Genomic DNA, 19,980 nt, shown 5'->3' with positions numbered 1-19,980 from the left:
CTCGGGAGCTTCGCTGTGATTCCGAGCGAGCCGCCTTTAACGGACGCATATCTGAGAACGCCAAAGGCCGCGGCGTTTGCCGGGATCATATTCTCGGTCCTGTTGTTTGCAGTGTTTGGGCTCATGCGGCTCTCAGTCCCCTCCGATCCTTTCGAGCGGGGAGCTTGGCTTGCGGGAGACACCGGTTATGTCACGCTGGCCATGAACCTAGTGCCATTCGCCGGGATAGCTTTTCTATGGTTCCTGGGAGTTCTTCGCGATCGACTCGGGGCACGGGAAGATCGTTTTTTTGCTACGGTCTTCTTAGGAAGCGGATTTTTGATGTTGGCCATGCTTTTCGCCGCGGCCGCGGTTGTTGGTGCGATCATCATCGCGTTCCACGCGGCGCCCGAGTTGCTCATTCACTCTGCGACGTTTCACTTTGGGCGCGGCTTAGCCTACGGGATGGTCAACATCTATTTGGCGAAGACGGCGGCCGTCTTCATGATCACGACATCGACTATTGCTATCTATACCCGTTTGACGCCGCGTTGGCTGGCGGTCGGCGGATATGTCATCGCAGCTGTTCTTCTGCTTGGAAGCAATTGCTTCGATGGAAGCTTGCTCGTTTTCCCACTGTGGGTCTTGGTCGTCAGCGCGTCGGTCTTGTACGACAGGCGGCCCGTTCCTAGTTCGAAGGCGCTGCCGCCGCAAAATTAAGGCGTATTGGGTTTATTGATGGTAGCACAGACGCTAGGTCATCATCGCTATCACATCATATATGGAGCATGTCGATGTGGATTCTGATGTACGTCTTTTCCTACTCAGTGAGCCCTGCGGTGACAAACGACAGATCGGAATGGAGACTTCTTCCAACTGTTGTGTTTCAGGAGTTCTCCAACGAGGAACGATGCAAGAAGGCCAAGCTGATGCTTGAAGGCAGCTTAAAGGAGGCGGGAGCCAAGTTGAAAAGTGGGCTTGAAGACCTTAAGAGTGTCGGTAAGGCCGACCCCGCGCAGATCATCATTGCATTTAATGTGGAATGCCTTCCGAAATAGATTGTGCCGCTGAGATATCGCTATTGTCTTACTCCACAGCCAGCACCGGCGACGAATAGATGACAGCTCCACGAAATCCCAACGTGCCTAAAGTGGTCACTCGATGCTGACTTCTTGTCCGTGCATAGCTGTTAGCAGCGATACTCTCTACCGCGGTCGTGGCATCTTGATGCCGAGCGCCCGTTCAATGCCGGACACCACCGTTGCGCGCGGGTTTGTCGAACAATAATCTTTCACCACCTTAGCGGCCTGCGCGAATTGATAGAGGTCGATAGTGGTATTTCGAACGCTCGCATTGTAGTAGCCACTCAGCCACATGGCGATGCCGGAGAAATCCTGGAAGCCGAGCTTGGTCAATTCACTGCAGCTCATCTTGCTCATGTCGACGACCATCTTGTCTTCTGCAGCGGCTGGCGCAGCCAATGATGATATGACCGTGGTCGCAACGAGTAATTTATGCATGCCACTCTCTGCGTTGTTTCATACGCAACCAAGCGGCTGCGCTATGCCTCGGCGGGCAGATTCCGCTGGTTGCGGCTACCCGGACTTGATCTGAATCAATGGGCGGTCTGGTCAGGAGTCCATTAGTGTCGGTCATTTCCTGGCAGCAGGCTGACACTCCTCTTTTTACGGTCACAGAGCCGCAGCGGAGGAGTTTTTGTGCGAGACACGCAGCATGGACGCGATCAAGCTACCCATCTGGCTGCGGATCACGTTGGTCGCAGGCGCCGTCGTTCTGATGACGAGCGCCGGGCTATTTGCCTGGCACTGGCATGCCCGGCCTACAACCCTCTCCATCGCGGCGGGGTCACTGGATGGCGAGGCGAGCAGGTTGGTCGCTGCATTGGCTAGCAGGCTGGCGCAGCAGAAGGCGCCGGTGCGGCTCAACATCGTTGAGGCAGCAGGCGCTGCCGAAGCGGCCGATGCATTTTCTTCCGGCACGGTGGATCTTGCCGTGGTCAGGGGTGACGTTGGCGACCTCTCGCAGGCGCAAGCGGTCGCCGTTGTGACGCATACGGTGGCTCTGCTGGTCGCTCCACCGGGCTCTCCTATTACTGATATTGCAAGCCTGAAGCGCGCCAACGTCGGCGTAGTCGGCGGCGATATCAATCAGCGGCTCGTAAAAGTCTTGATCGACGAGTATGACCTCACGCGATCTGGGGTCGTCTTCAAGAATATTGGGCTGGCTGACACGCGACGCATGATCGACTCCAAGGAAGTGCGCGCGATACTGATCGTGATGCCACTTGCGGAAAAGTATCTGTCGCTTCTGCGTAGTCTGTTCCCGCAGGCCGGGAAATCCGGCCCAACACTGATCCCGATCGAATCGGCTCCGGCTATTGCCCAGAAGGAGCGGGCGTATGAGTCCTTCGAAATTCCAAAAGGTACGTTGCGAGGCTCTCCGCCCAATCCGGCCGAGGACGTCACTACGCTGCGGACCTCATTCTATCTGGTTGCCCAAAAGACGTTGAGCAGCGATCTCGTGGCGGACCTCACGGAATCCGTGATGAAAGCGCGGCGCGACTTATTGGCCGAATTGCCGATCTTGGCTCAGGTCTCGGCGGCCGATACAGACGCGTCTGCCTATCTGCCGGCGCACCCGGGGGCGGCGGTATTCTACAACGGCACGCAGGTGAGTTTTCTGGACAAATGGGGCAACATAATCTTTTTGGTACCCATGATCGTGGGCGCGCTTGCGTCCGTGTTCGCTGCATCCTGGAAGTTCCTGTGGGCGAAGCCGCCGCTGACCCAAGAGGAGGCGCTGGATGTACTCTATGCACTCGGACGGCGTATCCGTGGCAGCAGCGATGAGGCTGAACTCGACGAAATCGAGCGCGAGATCGACGGAGTGCTTCAGACGCAACAATTAAAGCGCGCGTCGAGCGATGAGGAGGCCCGCGATGTTGTTGCGCTAAACGTGGCAGCCCATCGGCTGGAAAACCTGATCCATGATCGCAAGCTGTTGGTTGGGGCGCAGCGAACTGGCGCGTCTGGAGAACAGGCCTAATGCAATTCCTCGCGCGTTGCCCGAGCGCACGCCGCTCTCGAGGTTGCCTGCCGTGTGCGGCGTACCGCTCGTAGCTTCGGTCGACCGAACGCAATCGGGCAAAATTGCGAGTAGCGCGAAAGGTAGTCGACTTCCATCGTTTCAAGAACAGGACAATGCGGGGTGTTGCTGGCATCACCTCAGCCAGACCCCGTGGGATTTCGTGGCTCCGGTTTCAGAATTCGGGAACGTCTCGGGCAGCGCCGTAACTGCCCTCGGCCCGGTCGAGAATGATCCAGAACGAATGTCGCAACGTATTTGTAACTGCCGCTCTAGCTGGGGATTGCCTCCCATGCTTTGATGTTGGGGCAGGGATCATTCCAGGGCGGAGGCACTCTTGACTGGCAATGGCGTGGGGCGGCTAGGGGCAGTTGATCCGACCCGGCAATGGGTCACCGCGATTGGCGTGACCGTGGCGGTTGGCTTCGCGTTTTTTCTAGCGGCGCGGCTCGGTCTTACTCTGCTGACAAAGCCTGATGGCGTGGCCGTGTTCTGGCCGGCTTCCGGTGTTGCCACCGGAGCCCTGATAGCGCTTGGTCCCCGTGCCAAATTGCCAGTTGCTATCGGGACGGCCGCGGCAACGATTGCAGCCAATATGTCGGGAGACAGAACCTTGGCAGGCTCTGTCATCTTTGCTCTGTGCAATGCCGGTGAGGCATTGCTTGCCGCTGGCCTTATTGAGCACAGATTTGGTCCGGGTTTCGCTCTCGACCGGTTGCGACATGTCCTCGAATTGCTCGCGGCAGCGGTTTTCGCGAGCGCTATCTCGGGGATCGGCGGGATCTTGGGGTTCAAATTATTCCAGGGTTCGACAGCACCGATCTTGACCATTTGGGAGCACTGGTTCGCGTCAGCCGCGCTTGGCATCATAACCTTTGCGCCTTTGCTGATCGGAACTGGCGCGGCCGTGCGCAACCCGCCGTCGGCAAACGAGGCTGTGGAAGGATCATTACTGCTCTTGGCAATAACTGTGCTGGGCGCCCTTGTTGTCTTTCCGCCGCACGGATCATGGACGCATGTGGTTCCCATCGCGCTGCTGTTCCCGCTATTGCTGCTGCTGACGGCCCGTTGCCAACCGATGTTCGCCGCGGCAGCAGCATTCATCTTTGCGCTGACAATCGTGTGGACTATAGCCTTTGACATTGGGTATTTCGGCACCCCTTATCTGCCGATAGACGAACGCGTCGTGGGCGCGCAAGCCGCCATCCTGACAACGTCGCTCTGCGCGCTGGTTCTTGCCTCTCTGTTCGCAGAGCGGCGTGAGCACGAGGCTGCGGTTAGCGAGGTTGCGGCCCGGTTGGAAGAGGCGTTGGAGGCCGGTGCGGTAATGGCCTTCGAATGGGACGCTCGCACCGGCTTGTCGCGACATAGTGAAAATGCTTCGAACGTACTTGGCTGCGACACACTAGTTCCGTTAACAACAATTCGCTTTTTTGCGCTGGTTCACCCTGATGACCGCGCTAGCTTCAAGTCGCAGGTGAAAAATGTCCGGCCGGACAAACCTTCGTATGCAATCACCTTTCGAGTGATGCACCCCGACGGTCGGGAAATGTGGCTTGAAGAAACGGCAACGGCCGAGTTCGACCAAGCCGGGGAATGCATATGCATCAGGGGCCTGACCCGCGATATAACGGAACGCAAGCGAGCTGAGGAGCATCAACGGTTGCTGGTGGCAGAGCTTGATCACCGCGTCAAAAATGTGCTTGCGCGGGTCGGGGCGGTCGCCATGTGCACGAGACAGGGCAGCAGTACGATGGACGAATTTGTCCAATCCCTCGATCAGCGCATTCAAAGCATGGCAATTGCCCATGAGTTGTTAAGCCAGAATAAATGGGAGCGAGTTCGCGTCGCGGATATTGTCCGCCTCCAGTTGGCGCCCTATGCGACGAAAGCAAACACGACGACTTGCGGACCCGATATCGCGCTCAATGCCGTGGCAGTTGAGGCGCTGGGGATGGTGTTGCACGAGCTTGTGACGAATGCATCCAAATATGGCGCACTGTCGATCCCGGAAGGCAGGGTGTCCGTAAGCTGGGGCTCCCGCAGCAATGGAGGCGCCGCGAAAGTTTTGAACATCGTGTGGCGCGAGACAGGGGGTCCACCGGTAGAGGCTCCGCCTCAGGAAGGATACGGAACAAGCCTCATTTGCAGTCTCATCCCGCATGAGCTCGGTGGTACGGTCAACCTTGCATTTTCGTCTGAGGGTATATCCTGTACAATCGAGATACCACTCAAAACAGGCATAGCCGATGCCACGTGAAAGGACCTCTCATCGTTCCTTCTGTCTGTTAAGGATAGGGCGCAACATCGCGAGAAGTGTTTCCGCTCTTACGGGTTTCGTCAGAATGGCCTCGGCCTTGCCGGGAGGTAGAGAGACGGACGAGTAACCTGTGACGACGAGAACGGGAATACAACGTTCGTGCAGGCGATCAATCAAGTCGTTAGACCGCTCGCCGTCTCGGAGATTGATATCGATGATGCCTACATCGGGAGCATCTTCGGCAATCAGGCGCTCGGCGTCGGCTATGGTAGCAGCTGGACCGGATACATCCGCTCCCAATAAGCGAAGCAGTCGTTTCATAGCATTGCCGAGTTGCCAAGAGTCTTCAACCAATAGGATATGTGTGCCTTTCAGTTCCGACGGTCCGCTTGCAATGGGTTGGTGACCGATCAGCGCCATGTTGGATCCCTGCGCAATGGTATCTGTTGTGACCTGTCTTCATTGCCACGCCAGCGATTATCGGAACGCTAACGCTCAAATCCGTGCTTGTTCCGGAAGCGGGAAAGCCTATGCCGACGAATGCCCTTTCTGAGGCCCACAACCTTGTCGCTGCAATCGTAAAGTGGCAAATCCCCGCCAGTTTCAACTGTTCACCAGCAGATTTCCGAGTTCAGAGCCTCGTGGAAGGAACGCTATTCAGTGTCAAGTTCCTTACAATGTATAACGGTGTTCTGAAGGTCAATTGATAAGAAGGCTTCGGCACCCAGGAGACCAGTAACGAGGCGCCGAACAATTGGTTATCACTGTCATCTAACTGGTCTAGGTCTATACGAAGTAGTGGCTGAGTGAACGATGCAATTGGATTAAAATTGAGGAGCCGTGCGCCTCCGAAAGACTGAACCCCGACGCGACCGGTGAGCTTCCAATTGTTGTCCCACTGGTAGAAGCCGCCGACGTAGCCGATCAGATTTGCATTGACGGTGGCCAAGACAGCACCGGCTGCCACCTTTGTGTATTGAAGGGCGGCCAGCATTCCACACGATTCCACACGTCTCGTCATCGTTCAGAGCGTAATCCGCTTCGATGACGTTGTTGAAAGATGTCGTCGCCAGCGAAGCGTCGGGCACGGAGCGCGTTAAAGTCTCCTGTATCGTAATCGTCGGGATCAGGCCGCCGTTCTGGCGGTATATGTCAGCCTGGAGCCCGACGTTCCAGCTATTGTTCGTGAATGCGCTCCAGGCGTCAGCGCCTGCATGGGTGGCGGCCGCGCACCGCACCAGGCGCTTCCGAGTCACGTCACGGTCACGAACAAGAGAAGCGGGCGATCGGCCCGAGCCCGGATCACGGACCGGGGGCAGTTTATCAAGGGGCGCTGCATTTATCTGTCTCGAGCCGCCGCCAGCGCAAATCGGCTGACGGCATCGCCAAGGTGACCGTCCTGCGGGAGGTCACGGGGAGGCTCAGCCAGAGTCATACGTGGAAACACACGTGTGAATGCGTGCACGCGTGTACCGCTTGCGAGGTGATCTACTGACAAAATGCTAGGGGCTGCGACCCCGTGTAACACGAAAAACAGGGCATACGGTCCCTACGCCGGGGGGGGGCGCGTCTGGCAGTATACTGGCTGGTCCTGTCCCGTGGCGCGATGCGGCGTTCGACATCCGAAGGGCCGTCGAGCCGTATAATTCGCTGATGCGCTAGCGCTCATGTTCCGCCCAATTGCATACTTCGGCAGCGCACGTCGGTCACTGCGGATCAGGTGGGGCAGCACGAACCTTCACCCGCATGACGGTTGGCTTCTCTGCTTGCCACGCCTCAAGGAGCGTCAGACCGAACTGAGCATTGACGTAGTCAGCGACGAAGCTGGTCGGTGCAGCCAGCGTAACGACATCCGCCGTTTCGCCAACGAAGCTCAGCTTCGCGATCCAGGCGCCGCATTTGTCATCGCCAAGCCGCCTCCGTAGACGTCCCACAACGGCGGCCAGCAGCGGATCAGTGTCCCACCGCCCTAAAGGATCGGGGCGAGCAGCGGGCGCGGCGACGTCTGACTGCCCCGTCGTGGAAGACTGCACGGCATCGTCAATGACGTGCACAAATCCCTCGATCAACCTGGCCAACAGCCTCGCATCGGCATCATCGGTCTTGCGGAGCGTCTCTGCCAAGCGAGATAGGCGATCCATTGAAAGGCCACCTGTCACGCTGCCCTCCGGCTGATCAGCTCGAGTCGAACCTTTGCCAGGCTTTCTTCAGTCAGGGTGCCAGATCGCTGCTGGGCGGTGAGCTGGTCTAACCGGCCAGGAGCAAGTTCGCCGAGCAATTCCCAGCCAAGCGCCACGTCCCCGCGACCCAGCCGGCCAGCAATTTGGGATTGCAGCGCCTCGGATCGAACAGGTGGAGGGGTCGACGCGGGTCGCGCGCGCGCAGCAGTAGAACTCTCGGTATAAGAAAAAGGTTTAGTAAAGTCAGTATTTGGTTTCTTCATTTCTTTATATGCAGCCGCCCTAGCCGGCGCCGGGTCAGCCGGAGCCGGGTATTCAGGCTGCGGTAGAAATGCCACAGCATCTGCAACAACGCCCGCGACATCATCGACGTCCGCCACGGGAGCGGGCTCGTCACGGATCACATATTCGAGGGCGACGAACGCACCATTTTCATTGCGGATCGTTTCGCGCGTGACGTAACCGGCAGCAATCAGGGTGCGAAAGATGCGCTGCATGCGATCCTTGCCAACACCCATGACCCGCCCGACCTGCGACAGATGCACAGCCCAATTCGGGGGCCGTGACAGCAAGTATCCCAGAACGCCTTTTTCATCGACGCCGATCCGGCCGTCTTCCCAGATTGAGTTTGGAAACGATGCGTAGCGGGAGTTGTGTTTTCTTCTGATAATCGTCATCGACGCTCGTTCCGATTGAGCTTTTTTGGGGCGCTTGCGGCCGCGGTAAAGTCTTCAAACGGGATTTGTTAGATTCGTGTTATGCGGAGATTGACGAGGCGCCAAGGTCAATAATCGACGGCCTTTAGGTCCGCTCACCAATCGCTGACATTGTGCTTGGCAGTCGGCCGGTAGGCCCGCCACCGCCTCGCATCCAACGGCAGCCGCGATCGGCCCAGATAGCGGCGATCGGTGACGGCTTCGATCCTCCGCCCACTTTGCGGCGCGGGATTATTGGTCCGCCACGCTAATTTCAAGGATTTCACGCGCCATAGAGTGACGCCCAAGCTGGCGCGCCCGCTGGGAACATTCATCGAGGGTATGGAGCAACATCGCTGGAAAGTGTTCCGGCGAGGAACAGTTTATCTTCATGTGAAGCCGGACATCGCCCACATGCACTCGTTCCAACTTCGCAGCACAGCTTGTCAGCTTCCGGATCAGCGATTCGCCTTTTGGCCTGCAGATCGTCCGATTGGCGGGTAAGCATCAGCGTCACCCCCGCGCCTTTGTCAGCTCCTTATTGAGAGCCTTGCAATCGCCGCCGGGTAGTGGTGTGGGGTGATATTGCGGAGACATGAGTCACGATACGCCGTGAACAAGCCAAGAACGAACGTCTTTGCAAAACGTCCAACAAAACGTCCAACACGAATGCTGGCCTTTGCGAATGGCTTTGAATTTATTCAGGAATTTTTTGGGGAAAGCGGCTTTGGCGCTCCCTAGCGGAATCGAACCGCTCTCTCCACCGTGAAAGGGTGGCGTCCTAACCGATAGACGAAGGGAGCAAAAAACCCCGGCCGATCCAGCGGCCCGAAATCAGGCCAAGGATACCGCGGTTCTGCACGGCTATTTCTAAAATCGCCGCAACATCAAAGCTTTAGGGCTGATCTATCGCGGGCGGCACCGACCGAAAGCAAATCAGTTTGGTGCCAGCGGCCGAACGTATAGTGACGTTTGTTCGGGTCGGCAAGTGGGCGGTGAGGGATCAGGTGGATGATCCCCATGCGCGGCGCACGGACCTTGTGCACAGGACATTTCGAACTCTTCTGCACCTCTCAACGGTTCTTAAAGCATGCGGGCTTAAGGCTCTCTCCCGGGGGCGTGGAGTGATGCGATGGCAGTGACGAAAAAACGCGACACACGCCGGTCCGTACACCAGGCCGCATGGATCACGCTGGACGGTGGATTCGCGGCCCGGCAATGCAATGTGCTGGATCTCTCGGCCTCCGGCGCGAAAGTCGTCGTCGACGATCCCACGTCGGTCCCCAACAAGATGAAGCTGGCCTTCTCGCGCGACGCACGCACCGGGCGTATGTGTGAAGTGGTCTGGCGCCGCGGCAAGACGCTGGGCGTTCGCTTCATCGCGTAGGGCTCCACGATCGTGCGCCCCGATATCGTCATTCCCGTATTGATGGGCTGCGCGCTGCTGTGGTGGATCGGCCGTGGCATGAACTGGACCATGCGCCTGGTCGTGGCCGGGATCACGCTGGTGTTGATCATGGGCGTCCTGCTGCTCGAACGTTCGTTGAACTAACGTTCAAACGAACGCCTGCGTTCAGGAGAGCGGTGGCGCGACATAGGTCTGGAAGCCAGGCCGTGCCGAGATCACCTGATACCAGCGTTGCAGATGCGGAAGTGCAGGGCGGATGACGCCCTCGACGCCGAACCATCGCCGCGCATAGCAACCGATGGCGATATCGGCGAGACTGAAATCGTCGCCTTCCATCCAGGTCTGACGGGAAAGTTGCCGGTCGACCATCTCCCACAGCGCCGCATTGGCATCCGCGGCCTTCTGCAGCGCGGCCATGTCGCGGTCGGCGACGGGCGTCCGCACCAGTCCCCAAAACAACGGGCGCTCGGCCGGCTGCAATGTCGTCAGTGTCCAGTCGAGCCAGCGCTCCATCCCGGCGCGCACTTTTGGCGTGGATGGGTAGAGGGGCGATGTAGCGCCATAGGCCAGGGCGATATAGCGCATGATGGAATTGGATTCCCACAGCACGAAATCGCCTTGCATCAGGGTGGGCACGCGGCCGTTGGGATTCATCGCCAGATAGTCGGCCTCGCTGTTGCGGCCAAATTGCATGCCGGCATCGATGCGCTCATAGGCGACGTCGAGTTCATGGCAGCACCACAGAACCTTTTGCACATTGACCGAATTGGCGCGGCCCCAGATCTGCAGGGATGGAGTGGGAGTCTGTGGCACGATGAACCTCGCTGGCGAATAAGCGCCGCAGGTTTAGCCAGCAACGCGCCGCCATCGCAAGGCCGGTCTGGTGCTGACCTCTCACAAAGGAGCGAGCCCGCAAACAAAACAGGCCCCGCGTGAGCGAGGCCTGTTCATGGGTTCAGCTTGGGAGGCGTCAGCGACCGAAGAAGAGCCACAGCAGAATGATCACCGGAATCGGTACACCCAGCAGCCAGAGCAGAATTCCACGTCCCATTGTCTCAGCCTCCATGAAATCAGTATCGCGTCAACAACGCGGCACTGCTCATGGCGTTCCACCGCTGCACCTGCAGCGATGCGTTTTGTGAGTTACCAATGTCCGGTGTTGGGCATTGACGACCATGGCTCCTGCGGCGGCAGTGCGTCGCCTTTCTGCAGAAGCTCGATGGAGTGCAGATCGGGCGAGCGCACGAAGGCCATCTGGCCATCGCGCGGCGGACGATTGATGGTGATGCCGAGCTTCATCAACCGGTCGCAGGTCGCATAGATGTCGTCGACTTCGTAAGCGAGATGGCCGAAATAGCGATCCTCGCCGTATTTCTCTTCGTCCCAGTTGTAAGTGAGTTCGACCAGCGGCGCGCCTCGTCCCTTGGTCTTGGCAAGTAACGCCTCGTCTTCGGCGGCGCACAAGAACACCAGAGTGAATTTCGCCTTGTCGTTGTCGACCCGGCGGACTTCCTTGAGCCCGAGCGCATCGGCATAGAATTTCAGGGCCGCATCCAGATTGCGGACGCGCAGCATGGTGTGAAGGTAGCGCATTGGGATTGTCTCCATGGGATCGACACAAGCGTGCAACCACTAGGGCAGCGGCGCTTGCCATAGCAGCTAAACAAGACAAATGGCAGATGTCGTCTTGAGAAAGAGGGCGCACCATCTGAATTGTGAAGAGCGTTGCCCTCAGGCGCTGACATCCACGATGGCGGGCGTATCGATTTCCCGCTTGTGCCAGACGGTCAAATCCTTGCGTGGCTTCTCCCACGCATATTCGTCACCGCTTTTTTGCAAATGCTGAATGGCCGCCACATGGGCATCATCGGCGCTCTTGGCCTCCACGACTATCTCCACGGATTCCTCGACGGAGCGAACGACGACGACGCTAAAAAATTTCCTTGCCATGCGGGCATAACCGGCAGCGCAAGGCTACGTTCCCGGCGACGATGTATTAAGCCGTGACCGCAGCATTTTATCGGCAACGCTGTCGTAAAGGGCAATCTCGAATCGTACGGGACTAGGTCGGGACGATGCTGAAATGATGGTCATCGATCTTCTCCCGCGTAATGTCGACGATGGCGCCGGGAAACCGAACCGCCTTGCCCGACGAATCGAGCGTGCACTTGCCGCGCGCATAGACCCAATGCGTGTCGCCGTGAGAGACGACGCGATATTCACGGGAGAACACCTGACCGGTGGTCAGTGAGCGATTGATAGCGGCGGCGACATCATCGATGTCGTCCGGATGAATGGCATCCAGCCAGTCTTGTAACGGCGTGCCCCGCGAGGCCAAATCCGCATTGACGCCGAACAGACGGGCGAATTTGCTGTCTGCATAGACGCGGTCATTGGCGATGTCCCAGTCCCAGGTGCCGACCAATCGATCCTGGATACTGGAATCGCCTTCATGATGACGCACGCCGCTCTGGGCGGCTTCGAGCGAAGCCATCCGCAGGATCTGCGCGAGAACTGTCTGATGGCTCGCCTGCGCCGAGATGGCGAGCTCCCTGCAGATCTCCGAGATGGGCCGACCGACAATCATCACCGCTCCCGGAACTTATTGGCCAACTGATCGTAATATTGCGTATATTGATGGGCATTCAATTCAACGTACAGGGAAAAGGTTCCGAAACCTTTCTGTACAACTTGGGAGTGTTACTCGTGTGGCGGTTTGGAAGGGCTTCGGACGAGGAGGCCTTAAAAATGGTTGTGACTTACCTCACCATTAACGAGCCGGAGCGCCGTCGCGAAATATTCGAACTCGCTGAGAAGTATGCGAAGGAGACCTGCGCTCCCCCGATCTCGCAGGACAACGTCGATAAGAAGTAACAGGCCGAGGAAGTAACGAACCAGGTAGGATCGCTTCACGATGCGGTTCTGTAGTTTAGTTTGATCGCGGGAGCGCCGGAAATTAACAGTCCACAACGGCTTCGTTAAAATCCGATCGGCCAAGTAACCTTCATCGGTTAGGTTAAAACCAGAGTTTGATTGCGCGGAAATAAGAGTGAGCTATTCATTTCCCATCGAGGGAGTGACCATGTCCGCTTCGTTTCACAATGCCGACAAGCCGACGCATCGACGGGTGATGCTGGTGGGATTTCTGTTCTGCGCAGCCTTTGTCGCGGTGAGCTTCTTCGCCCGGCCGCAGCCGGCAACGGACCATGTCCTGCTGAAAGCCGACAAGCTCACTCGCACCGCCGGCCAGCCCGTGACTGCCAACTAACCAAGCAAAGCGTCAACGCTGGCTCGGCGTGGTGTTCGGGGTGAATGGCACGATCACGCGCACCGGCTCTTGCGACACAGGTCGTTCATAAGCGACATGCTGGGCGTTTTTGCTTGCAACAGCGGGTATCGGCTCGAGGAGCCACGGTACGAAGGCGATCATTCCGCAGACAAGCGCGACCGCGCTGAGCAGGAATACACTATTATCTTCTTCTCTCGGTCCCATGCCATGGAAACACCGCACTGCGGCGTTCGTTCCAATGAGCTATGCGACCGCATGCAAGCGGCGAGGGAAGACCATGAGAATTGTCGCTGTTGGACTGCTGATCGCTGTCATCCCGCTGCAGGCCTTCGCTGCGGCGTCGAAGAAGCCAGTGGCAACGAAGCAGAGCATGACGCCGGCACCACGAAAACCAGATCCGTGTAAGCAATACGGCGCCGGCTTCGTGCAGGTTGAGGGGACGTCGACCTGCATCAGGGTCGGCGGGAGCGTCGGCATTGGTGGGGGCGTTTCGCAATAGCGTGGATCGCCGCGGACTGGTGGCTACCTCAGACCTTCTTGTCGAGCTCGACCGGCGCCTCGGGCAGCTCGTGATGGTCGTCATAGGCTCGTTTCGCCTGCAACTGGTCCCAGGCCCCCGTACGCAATGACAGCCGACCGTAAGGCGGCGGATTCGGCCTCAGTTCGACGGTTTGAACGACAAGGGCTGTGGACATCATCTCCCATAATGCCGCGGGGGCGATCGGGTTCTCCGAGTTCTGGAAGTGCAGTTAAAGCCGGGTTGGCGGAATCTCCGGCATTTGAACGATTGCTTGTGGGGCAGGTGAGCGGCGCCCGGAACAAGTCACAGTCGTGCATGTTTTGCACTCACCAAACGGCATATGGGACACCTTGCGTGGACGAAGATTTCAATGACGCCGGCGAGCAGCTCGCCATTTATATCAACCAGTTAATTGAAGAGGCCGACGACGATGGACGACCGGAAGAACAAGGGTCAGCCGGATCGCAGCAAGATCAACATGCACGAGGCGCATGAGGTGAAATACTGGACCCATCAGCTCGGTGTGTCCCGCGAGAAGCTGCAGGCAACAGTAGAGAAAGTCGGCAATGCGGCTGCGGCAGTGCGCAAGGAACTGGCGCACTAGAGCCGATGCATCGGACTGGGTGAACAAACAAGAACGGCACCCGATCGGGTGCCGTTCTGCTGTATGGTATATCCCGGGCGTCAGATGGGAACGCCGTAGTAATCGTTCACCGCGCGGGCCCGCGATGTGTCAGCCCAATTCCAACTATTGTCGTTGCCGTATTTGGGAGCGTTCTCCAGCTGCTGCTGCGTTACGCCAGTGCGATAACCGCCCAGTGCGGTATCATATTTCAGCGACTGCCAGGGCAGGGGATAGTGATCGTCGCCGATGCCGAGAAAGCCGCCAAAGCTGAGCACAGCGTAGGACACCCGGCCACTCTTCTTGTCGATCATCACGCGCTCGATTGAACCGATCTTCTGGTCGTCAGCGCCGAACACTGCGGTGCCTTCGACCTTGTCGCTGCCAATCAGGTTACCTTGTTCACTTGCTTCGATGGGCATGTAGAGCCTCCCTTTTGGTTGTGTCTGGCCAACAGGTGAAAGGGAGAAACGTTCCTACGTCGTTGCCCTGCAAATGTTTTGGGACGCCCAGCGTCGTCAGCGACTGGCCACGAGATGCAGGCGCGGCTTCAGCGTATTTTGCAAGTCGTCAGCAAGCTTGAGGACCCGCGGATCGCTGGAGCGGGCTGCGCAGGTTGAGAACTGATTGACTGAGCGGACAAGAGCCTCGCGTTCCTCGCGTGTACGCGTGACGTGCGGACTCGACAGGCGCAGTACCATCTGGCCAAGACCGACGAGCAATTCATCGAGCGCCTTGTCGATCTTTGCGATCTGTTCAATCATCGCCATTACTCCACTGCTCGCACGCGTGTCCGTGCGACACCGCGTACATTCATGGAGAGGAAAGCGTCGGCTTTGCGAGCCGTTCCGATAACCGGCCCCTCATGGTGAATGAAACGTGAAGGCGGTATGGGGCGCGTTAAGGCTTCACCCCGAGCTAATCGGCGCCTTGTCGCGGGGGAGCGCAGCCAAGCGACGCGTATAGGGTGACGGTTTCATTTTGCGATGCGTCACGGGAATCATCTTGTCGCGTCCGTTGTGTTCATCGAAAGCGCGAAGCCGCTCTCGGATGAATTCGGGGTGCGCCGCGTGAAAGGCCTGAAGCTGGCGTGCGAGCTGCGCACGACGATAGCGAATGGGCATCATGACGCACCTCCGGTCCGGAACCCGAGCGGTGAAATCTTACAGGCCCTGAAACCAACAAAAAAGCTTGGCGTTATTTGGCCGGTGGTGAACAGAAAGGGTATCACATGAAAAAGGCAGTATTGATCCTGGCCACTGTCGCAGCGATCGGCACGACCGCCATGACGGCGTCTGCTGAAGCGCGCGGATGGGGTAGAGGTTGGGGACCGGGTCCCGCAATCGGCTTTGGTATTGCCGCAGGTGCGCTGGCCGCGGGGGCCTATGGTGCGTACGGACCGTACGGATACGGATATGGCCCACGCTATTATGGCTACGGTCCCGGCTACGGCTATTACCGACCGCGCTATTACCGTCCGGCTTACTATGGCGGTTACTATGGTCCCGGCCCCTATGCCTATGGCCCGCGTTACTATCGCAGCTATGGCTATTGGTAGGGCCGAACACGGCCCGGAGCATTGCTTCGGGCCTATTGCGCTGCACGCGCGTGACGCGCATTCAATAAAAAGCCCGCCAGAAATGGCGGGCTTTTTATTGGTCGCTGCTGCGAGCAGATCGTAGCTAGTGCCGTACACGGCGCTCCTGACGGGGTGTCACGAACTCGTTCCAGTCGGTTGCCCGTACCTTTTCGATCGTGGTCTCGTAATAGTCTTCACGTTCGCGCTGGAACTTCGCCTGTTTCTCGCGAAATTCTGCCACCCGGCGTTCCATGTCGGCGCGTGCCGCTGAAATTCTTTCTTCGTTCATTCTCTTCTCTTCGTTTCGCTCCCCAAGGAGAGCATCAATGCCGAATGCGGCATCAATCCGATCTTTGCAAGGCGACCGGTGGATAAGTTGCAGCGCGCGACGCTCACACAAGCTGAGATCTCCCACACCGAATCACCGGCAAAACAAAACCTCGCATCACCGCTGTGAAGCGAGGTTGGATATTCCAGCGCAAACGTAACGCCGCCGATGCCAAAGGGTTCCGTTATTCAGCACTCTCCAACGCCAGCGCCTGTTCGAAATCCCGCATCCGCGCGTTGACCCAGTCTTCGTCCTGACAACTCAACAGCAGCATTTCTCGTTCTGCCTTGCGGCAGAATTCCGGATCCGGATCGACGCTTTTCCAAAGGTCGATACGTGCCTGTAAATCCATGTCAGTCTCCCTGTTTTCCAGCCGCGTATGCCCCGCCAACCCGGCGATTCCTGTGACGTCCCGATAAAATATTGGCGAATGATGTTCTCCATTTGTTCTAGTTCAGGTCAGCCATTCTGTCCATCGGGATCTCGCTGCGGCAGATTGGAATGCACGGAAATTCTGCAGGGGAATGGTGCGATCCGGGGTCCCGATTTTGATCGCGATGGAGAGTGTCATCGTCATCGGCTATAAGGCCGCTCGCTCGGGGCCTTTTGCTTCGGCGTCTGTCAGGAGAGCTGCATGAGCAAGCAGGCAATGCGCGAAGAGGCCGAGCGTCTGATCCGCGAGACTATGGAGCGCAAGGCGCTGGTGGTGAAGCAGGGCGACACACGGATTATGACGACCTGCGGCAAGTGCGGCGCGGCGAACAAGGTCTCGGCGCCAAAGGGTGTCGCGCGGGTGTCTTTCACCTGCAAGGAGTGCGGTCACGAGCAGGTCACGCTCTGACCCTATGCTGAGACCGGAAATCGGCGCGAAAATTGCTTTGTGTTTCGCGGTGGTCCGGGGCAATAATTGCGGTAACGGCTCGGGGAGAGCTGACTGCAAAAATTGAAGGGCGTGAACGATTACCCTTGGACCGGTGCGTATTTGCTGTGTTGGGGACGACCATGCGTTTTTGGGTTTTGGGGACTTTCGGAATTTCTCTGGTGGCGTTGGCCACACCTTCCGCCGCTCAGTCCATTCGGACAGCTGAACCGCTCATCCTGGCGCCTTACGAGAGCGCGCTGGTCCAGGACGGTTCATGTGCCGCTGGCAAGATCTTGAAGGTGACCGGCGCCATTCGTGGCCTGCGCCGCAAGAAGCTGTGCATCCCGCTCAATGAGATCCAGGCCTCGCTGGGCTCGGTGGTTCAGTAGCCGCTCGCGGCAAGGCTTGCTTTGGCTGGACGACTTTCCGAGATTGCATCAATCGCCTGTTAACGTTGGAGCGAGCGCTCGCTTGGGCTGTGCGGGCGACGTGTTACCCTGCCGGCATGATCAGTCTCGTCCCAGTCGCCGCCGTCCTGGCGTCCGAACGCGGCGTCCGGCCGGCGCCGGTGATCGATTCCAGTGACGCTACCCAGCGCGACTACTGGGCCTATCGGCTGAGCGTCTCGCCGACCGAATTGAACGCCGCGATCGAAAAGGTCGGCTCTTCGGTTGCCGCCGTGCGGCGACACCTCGGCAAATAACCCGGACCGGCAGGTCGTCCCCCTCGAGTTGAAGCTCCAGCAAGTCGAAGCCCGCAAGGCGAAAGCCCCGCCGGGGGAGGACGGGGCTTTCTGAAAACAGAGCATCGGGGAAGCTGCTCCGGCTTTACAACCGGTCGCGCCCGGAATCGTTCCGCAGCGTTGTTCGGATACGCGTCTGCATGGCTTCGTAGTAGACGTCGCGCTCATGGATCATCTGGGCCTGGCGAGCCTTGAACGACGCAACGCGCTTGAGGATCTCGGCCCGCTCGGATGGGCCCGAATAAAGCGGATCTCTCCGGGCAGGAGATGGCACGTTGGTTGGAACTGCAACAGGAATGACCTGCGAACTACGCTCCGAGGTTTCAATTGCCGCGTTCGCCGCATGTACAATCAATGTAGGGGCCGTCAAGCGATCGGCGCCCGCGATGGCGGGCGAGGTGACGGTTTCCGTTGGATCGGATGCGTGCGACGGCGCGTGGCTCGGCGGTTGCCAGATGTTCAGTCGCTGGGCCGCGACCGGATGCGCGGCGGCGACCTCCTGTACGAATGCGAGCGTCTGCGCGACCAGCCGGTCACGCTCTTCTTTCCAGGATGCCATGACGCGTTTCCCCAATCCCGCATGCATTCTCTGCGAAGCGTGAGCTCGACGTCAATTGAATTGCATCCATCATGATGTCTTCGGTGGATGATCCCGCTGCCGCGCTTGCGGCGCATGGATGTTACCGCTAGTTCGGAACAAACGGAGATTTCCATGGCCAAGATCGATCTGGACTCACTGAGCATCGAGGAACTTGCGGCACTGCGCGATCATGCATCCGACAAGCTGGCGGAAAAAGTTGCTACGCGTCAGGCTGAGCTCGAAGCCGAGCTCGATAAGCTCGCGCAGTACGGCAAGTCCGTGAAGAAGTCTCAGGCAACGCCGGTGGCAAAGCCGAAGAAGGACGATCTGCCGAAGAGCGAGCTCTCCGCCGATGTCTCGCGGGCTGCATAAAGATTTCGCAAATCGGTATTTAATTACTTAAAGGCGGAGCTCATTTCAGCTTCGCCCCGATATTTGATTTTGATGTGGTGTTTTGACACCGCCCGCATTTCATTTAATTGACGCACGCTGGCGCGTATTTTGCGCGCCTTGGGAAGGAGTGCGGACGTATTTGATCGGAGCTTGTTTATGCCGACCCTTGATATCAAATCTCTTTCAGTTCCCGAACTCCTCGCATTGCGGGAGGATATCGACAAGCAACTGCAAGCCCACCGTGCCGAATTGCAGGCGCAACTCGCACAGATCAGAAGCGTCGATGGCAAAACCAGCCGCGTCAAAGGCATCAAGGTTCCGGCGAAGTATCGCCATCCCAAAACGGGAGACACCTGGACCGGGCGCGGCGGTGTTGAGGGCTGGCTCGCGAAGGAGATCGCCGCCGGTCGCAAGCGGGAAGACTTTTTGATCGACAAGCCCGCCAGGAATGGACGCGCCAAAGCGAAATAGATCCTGGAAACGTGGCGACGAAGCAAAACATGCGTTGATCCCGGCATGGCACCGGATCCCGGTCTGCGGCATTGTCGTTGGATCACTTCCTCTCGGACCTTCCAATGATTGCAACTGACCTTCGCACTGGCGTGGATCGTCTTGGCGAGATGATCGCCGAAGCCAGAACCATCGTGCCGTTCACCGGCGCGGGGATCTCGACCGAAACGGGCATTCCCGATTTCCGTTCGCCTGGTGGCTTGTGGACCCGTAACCGGCCAATTCCGTTCGACGAGTTCGTCGCCAGTCAGGATGCGCGCGATGAAGCCTGGCGCCGGCGCTTTGCGATGGAAGAGACATTCGCTGCGGCCAAGCCTGGTCGCGGGCATCGCGCGCTCGCCTCACTCTACAAGGCCGGCAAGATTCCCGCTGTGATCACCCAGAACATCGACAACCTGCATCAAGCGTCCGGCTTCAAGGCTGACGCTGTGATCGAGCTGCACGGCAATACGACCTATGCGCGCTGCATCGGTTGCGCGAGGCGCTATGAGCTCGATTGGGTGAAGAGCAGATTCGATTCCGAAAGACAGGCGCCAGACTGCACGGTATGCGGCGAGCCCGTGAAGGCTGCGACGATCTCATTCGGTCAGGCGATGCCTGAAGATGAGATGCGTCGCGCGGCTGAGCTATCGCAGCACTGCGATCTGTTCATTGCGATTGGATCGTCGCTCGTCGTGTGGCCCGCAGCGGGATTCCCGATGATGGCGAAACATGCCGGTGCACGTCTTGTCATCATCAACAATGAGGCGACCGAGCAGGACGATCACGCTGACCTTGTCATTCGCCATGATATCGGCGAAACGCTCGGACCATTCGTCGGAAATTGATGCGCATCTGATTCGTTTGAGCGCAAGCTGTTCATAGCTGTCACTGTGTTCGTTTTTTGTCTTTGCTGATCAGGCGACAGTGTTATCTTCGAATCGAAAGA

33 protein-coding genes and 1 tRNA gene are annotated in these 19,980 nt (G+C 58.2%); 17 read left to right on the top strand and 17 right to left on the bottom strand.

What is annotated here, in order from left to right; all coding sequences use genetic code 11:
- Positions 1-15 precede the first annotated feature (15 nt).
- Together AB8B20_RS04300 and AB8B20_RS04295 are read left to right on the top strand one after the other, a co-directional pair.
- The gene (locus AB8B20_RS04300; RefSeq protein ID WP_120289560.1) at positions 16-699 is read left to right on the top strand and encodes a hypothetical protein; all 684 of its coding nucleotides are present in this window, start codon (positions 16-18) and stop codon (positions 697-699) included.
- A 74-nt stretch (positions 700-773) separates the two neighbouring features.
- On the top strand, positions 774-1,037 hold the full coding sequence (locus AB8B20_RS04295; RefSeq protein ID WP_120290313.1) for a hypothetical protein: 264 nt from the start codon (positions 774-776) through the stop codon (positions 1,035-1,037).
- A 147-nt stretch (positions 1,038-1,184) separates the two neighbouring features.
- On the opposite strand, the gene AB8B20_RS04290 is transcribed toward AB8B20_RS04295, so the two are convergent.
- The gene (locus AB8B20_RS04290) at positions 1,185-1,499 is read right to left on the bottom strand and encodes an HdeA/HdeB family chaperone (RefSeq protein WP_120289562.1); all 315 of its coding nucleotides are present in this window, start codon (positions 1,497-1,499) and stop codon (positions 1,185-1,187) included.
- Between the two features lie 214 nt (positions 1,500-1,713).
- Here AB8B20_RS04290 and AB8B20_RS04285 point away from each other — a divergent pair, with 214 nt between their 5' ends.
- Together AB8B20_RS04285 and AB8B20_RS04280 are read left to right on the top strand one after the other, a co-directional pair.
- Positions 1,714-3,045 carry a TAXI family TRAP transporter solute-binding subunit gene (locus AB8B20_RS04285; RefSeq protein ID WP_120289564.1) on the top strand — a complete coding sequence of 444 codons (1,332 nt, stop codon included), beginning with the start codon at positions 1,714-1,716 and terminating at the stop codon, positions 3,043-3,045.
- A gap of 376 nt (positions 3,046-3,421) precedes the next feature.
- Positions 3,422-5,344: an HWE histidine kinase domain-containing protein gene (locus AB8B20_RS04280; RefSeq protein ID WP_120289566.1), complete on the top strand. Its 1,923-nt coding sequence runs from the start codon at positions 3,422-3,424 to the stop codon at positions 5,342-5,344.
- Positions 5,345-5,353: 9 nt separating this feature from the next.
- Here the strand turns inward: AB8B20_RS04280 and AB8B20_RS04275 are convergent, their stop codons facing one another.
- From AB8B20_RS04275 to AB8B20_RS04255, 5 genes are all read right to left on the bottom strand, one after another.
- Complete coding sequence (locus AB8B20_RS04275) at positions 5,354-5,764, bottom strand: response regulator (protein ID WP_120289568.1); 411 nt, start codon at positions 5,762-5,764, stop codon at positions 5,354-5,356.
- A gap of 211 nt (positions 5,765-5,975) precedes the next feature.
- On the bottom strand, positions 5,976-6,338 hold the full coding sequence (locus AB8B20_RS04270) for a hypothetical protein (protein WP_120289571.1): 363 nt from the start codon (positions 6,336-6,338) through the stop codon (positions 5,976-5,978).
- 712 nt (positions 6,339-7,050) lie between these two features.
- A complete protein-coding gene (locus tag AB8B20_RS04265) occupies positions 7,051-7,467 on the bottom strand; it encodes a DnaA N-terminal domain-containing protein (RefSeq protein WP_158596793.1) in 417 nt (138 codons plus the stop codon).
- Between the two features lie 32 nt (positions 7,468-7,499).
- Complete coding sequence (locus AB8B20_RS04260; RefSeq protein WP_439071781.1) at positions 7,500-8,201, bottom strand: hypothetical protein; 702 nt, start codon at positions 8,199-8,201, stop codon at positions 7,500-7,502.
- A gap of 746 nt (positions 8,202-8,947) precedes the next feature.
- Positions 8,948-9,022 (bottom strand) — tRNA-Glu (locus AB8B20_RS04255).
- A gap of 329 nt (positions 9,023-9,351) precedes the next feature.
- Between AB8B20_RS04255 and AB8B20_RS04250 the strand changes: the two genes are divergently transcribed.
- Together AB8B20_RS04250 and AB8B20_RS04245 are read left to right on the top strand one after the other, a co-directional pair.
- Positions 9,352-9,606, top strand: a complete 255-nt coding sequence (locus AB8B20_RS04250; RefSeq protein WP_439071780.1) for a PilZ domain-containing protein — start codon at positions 9,352-9,354, stop codon at positions 9,604-9,606.
- 12 nt (positions 9,607-9,618) lie between these two features.
- Positions 9,619-9,771: a hypothetical protein gene (locus AB8B20_RS04245; protein ID WP_439073084.1), complete on the top strand. Its 153-nt coding sequence runs from the start codon at positions 9,619-9,621 to the stop codon at positions 9,769-9,771.
- Between the two features lie 21 nt (positions 9,772-9,792).
- Here the strand turns inward: AB8B20_RS04245 and AB8B20_RS04240 are convergent, their stop codons facing one another.
- From AB8B20_RS04240 to AB8B20_RS04225, 4 genes are all read right to left on the bottom strand, one after another.
- A complete protein-coding gene (locus AB8B20_RS04240) occupies positions 9,793-10,440 on the bottom strand; it encodes a glutathione S-transferase family protein (protein WP_439071779.1) in 648 nt (215 codons plus the stop codon).
- Between the two features lie 330 nt (positions 10,441-10,770).
- Positions 10,771-11,220 carry a VOC family protein gene (locus AB8B20_RS04235; protein WP_089264233.1) on the bottom strand — a complete coding sequence of 150 codons (450 nt, stop codon included), beginning with the start codon at positions 11,218-11,220 and terminating at the stop codon, positions 10,771-10,773.
- A gap of 138 nt (positions 11,221-11,358) precedes the next feature.
- The gene (locus tag AB8B20_RS04230) at positions 11,359-11,577 is read right to left on the bottom strand and encodes a hypothetical protein (RefSeq protein ID WP_175368959.1); all 219 of its coding nucleotides are present in this window, start codon (positions 11,575-11,577) and stop codon (positions 11,359-11,361) included.
- A 112-nt stretch (positions 11,578-11,689) separates the two neighbouring features.
- Positions 11,690-12,214: a PAS domain-containing protein gene (locus AB8B20_RS04225; protein ID WP_439071778.1), complete on the bottom strand. Its 525-nt coding sequence runs from the start codon at positions 12,212-12,214 to the stop codon at positions 11,690-11,692.
- A gap of 161 nt (positions 12,215-12,375) precedes the next feature.
- Here AB8B20_RS04225 and AB8B20_RS04220 point away from each other — a divergent pair, with 161 nt between their 5' ends.
- From AB8B20_RS04220 to AB8B20_RS04210, 3 genes are all read left to right on the top strand, one after another.
- Positions 12,376-12,501: a hypothetical protein gene (locus tag AB8B20_RS04220; RefSeq protein ID WP_283805494.1), complete on the top strand. Its 126-nt coding sequence runs from the start codon at positions 12,376-12,378 to the stop codon at positions 12,499-12,501.
- Positions 12,502-12,709: 208 nt separating this feature from the next.
- The gene (locus AB8B20_RS04215) at positions 12,710-12,895 is read left to right on the top strand and encodes a hypothetical protein (protein ID WP_231080628.1); all 186 of its coding nucleotides are present in this window, start codon (positions 12,710-12,712) and stop codon (positions 12,893-12,895) included.
- Between the two features lie 298 nt (positions 12,896-13,193).
- Complete coding sequence (locus tag AB8B20_RS04210) at positions 13,194-13,415, top strand: hypothetical protein (RefSeq protein ID WP_184516811.1); 222 nt, start codon at positions 13,194-13,196, stop codon at positions 13,413-13,415.
- A 28-nt stretch (positions 13,416-13,443) separates the two neighbouring features.
- Here the strand turns inward: AB8B20_RS04210 and AB8B20_RS04205 are convergent, their stop codons facing one another.
- On the bottom strand, positions 13,444-13,611 hold the full coding sequence (locus AB8B20_RS04205) for a hypothetical protein (protein ID WP_184516808.1): 168 nt from the start codon (positions 13,609-13,611) through the stop codon (positions 13,444-13,446).
- Between the two features lie 255 nt (positions 13,612-13,866).
- On the opposite strand from AB8B20_RS04205, the gene AB8B20_RS04200 reads away from it, so the two are divergent.
- Positions 13,867-14,040: a DUF3606 domain-containing protein gene (locus AB8B20_RS04200; RefSeq protein WP_089264239.1), complete on the top strand. Its 174-nt coding sequence runs from the start codon at positions 13,867-13,869 to the stop codon at positions 14,038-14,040.
- 80 nt (positions 14,041-14,120) lie between these two features.
- Here the strand turns inward: AB8B20_RS04200 and AB8B20_RS04195 are convergent, their stop codons facing one another.
- The 3 genes from AB8B20_RS04195 to AB8B20_RS04185 form a co-directional block, all read right to left on the bottom strand.
- Positions 14,121-14,480 (bottom strand): PRC-barrel domain-containing protein, encoded by a 360-nt coding sequence (locus AB8B20_RS04195; RefSeq protein WP_439071777.1) that lies wholly within the window; start codon positions 14,478-14,480, stop codon positions 14,121-14,123.
- A gap of 96 nt (positions 14,481-14,576) precedes the next feature.
- A complete protein-coding gene (locus tag AB8B20_RS04190) occupies positions 14,577-14,822 on the bottom strand; it encodes a hypothetical protein (RefSeq protein WP_439071776.1) in 246 nt (81 codons plus the stop codon).
- 144 nt (positions 14,823-14,966) lie between these two features.
- Positions 14,967-15,185: a hypothetical protein gene (locus tag AB8B20_RS04185; protein WP_115028836.1), complete on the bottom strand. Its 219-nt coding sequence runs from the start codon at positions 15,183-15,185 to the stop codon at positions 14,967-14,969.
- Between the two features lie 104 nt (positions 15,186-15,289).
- Between AB8B20_RS04185 and AB8B20_RS04180 the strand changes: the two genes are divergently transcribed.
- Positions 15,290-15,616: a hypothetical protein gene (locus tag AB8B20_RS04180; RefSeq protein WP_439071775.1), complete on the top strand. Its 327-nt coding sequence runs from the start codon at positions 15,290-15,292 to the stop codon at positions 15,614-15,616.
- Between the two features lie 124 nt (positions 15,617-15,740).
- Here the strand turns inward: AB8B20_RS04180 and AB8B20_RS04175 are convergent, their stop codons facing one another.
- Positions 15,741-15,926, bottom strand: a complete 186-nt coding sequence (locus tag AB8B20_RS04175; RefSeq protein ID WP_139069921.1) for a hypothetical protein — start codon at positions 15,924-15,926, stop codon at positions 15,741-15,743.
- Positions 15,927-16,149: 223 nt separating this feature from the next.
- Complete coding sequence (locus AB8B20_RS04170; RefSeq protein ID WP_439071774.1) at positions 16,150-16,317, bottom strand: hypothetical protein; 168 nt, start codon at positions 16,315-16,317, stop codon at positions 16,150-16,152.
- Between the two features lie 282 nt (positions 16,318-16,599).
- Between AB8B20_RS04170 and AB8B20_RS04165 the strand changes: the two genes are divergently transcribed.
- The 3 genes from AB8B20_RS04165 (at position 16,600) to AB8B20_RS04155 (ending at position 17,530) form a co-directional block, all read left to right on the top strand.
- A complete protein-coding gene (locus tag AB8B20_RS04165; protein WP_089264246.1) occupies positions 16,600-16,806 on the top strand; it encodes a hypothetical protein in 207 nt (68 codons plus the stop codon).
- 161 nt (positions 16,807-16,967) lie between these two features.
- Complete coding sequence (locus AB8B20_RS04160; protein WP_139212548.1) at positions 16,968-17,216, top strand: DUF6719 family protein; 249 nt, start codon at positions 16,968-16,970, stop codon at positions 17,214-17,216.
- A 116-nt stretch (positions 17,217-17,332) separates the two neighbouring features.
- A complete protein-coding gene (locus AB8B20_RS04155; RefSeq protein ID WP_439058427.1) occupies positions 17,333-17,530 on the top strand; it encodes a DUF3606 domain-containing protein in 198 nt (65 codons plus the stop codon).
- A gap of 124 nt (positions 17,531-17,654) precedes the next feature.
- On the opposite strand, the gene AB8B20_RS04150 is transcribed toward AB8B20_RS04155, so the two are convergent.
- On the bottom strand, positions 17,655-18,128 hold the full coding sequence (locus AB8B20_RS04150; RefSeq protein ID WP_441253319.1) for a hypothetical protein: 474 nt from the start codon (positions 18,126-18,128) through the stop codon (positions 17,655-17,657).
- 153 nt (positions 18,129-18,281) lie between these two features.
- Between AB8B20_RS04150 and AB8B20_RS04145 the strand changes: the two genes are divergently transcribed.
- The 3 genes from AB8B20_RS04145 (at position 18,282) to AB8B20_RS04135 (ending at position 19,879) form a co-directional block, all read left to right on the top strand.
- Entirely contained in the window at positions 18,282-18,521 is a 240-nt protein-coding gene (locus AB8B20_RS04145; RefSeq protein ID WP_439071772.1) for a hypothetical protein, read from the top strand.
- Positions 18,522-18,698: 177 nt separating this feature from the next.
- Entirely contained in the window at positions 18,699-19,013 is a 315-nt protein-coding gene (locus AB8B20_RS04140) for an H-NS histone family protein (protein WP_439071771.1), read from the top strand.
- A 104-nt stretch (positions 19,014-19,117) separates the two neighbouring features.
- Complete coding sequence (locus AB8B20_RS04135) at positions 19,118-19,879, top strand: SIR2 family NAD-dependent protein deacylase (RefSeq protein WP_089264251.1); 762 nt, start codon at positions 19,118-19,120, stop codon at positions 19,877-19,879.
- Positions 19,880-19,980 lie beyond the last annotated feature (101 nt).

This window comes from Tardiphaga sp. 866_E4_N1_4 (genome assembly GCF_052076075.1).
GTDB lineage: Bacteria > Pseudomonadota > Alphaproteobacteria > Rhizobiales > Xanthobacteraceae > Tardiphaga > Tardiphaga robiniae.
The sequence above is the reverse complement of the archived record's forward strand: the minus strand, read 5'-3'. Positions and strand labels throughout refer to the sequence as shown.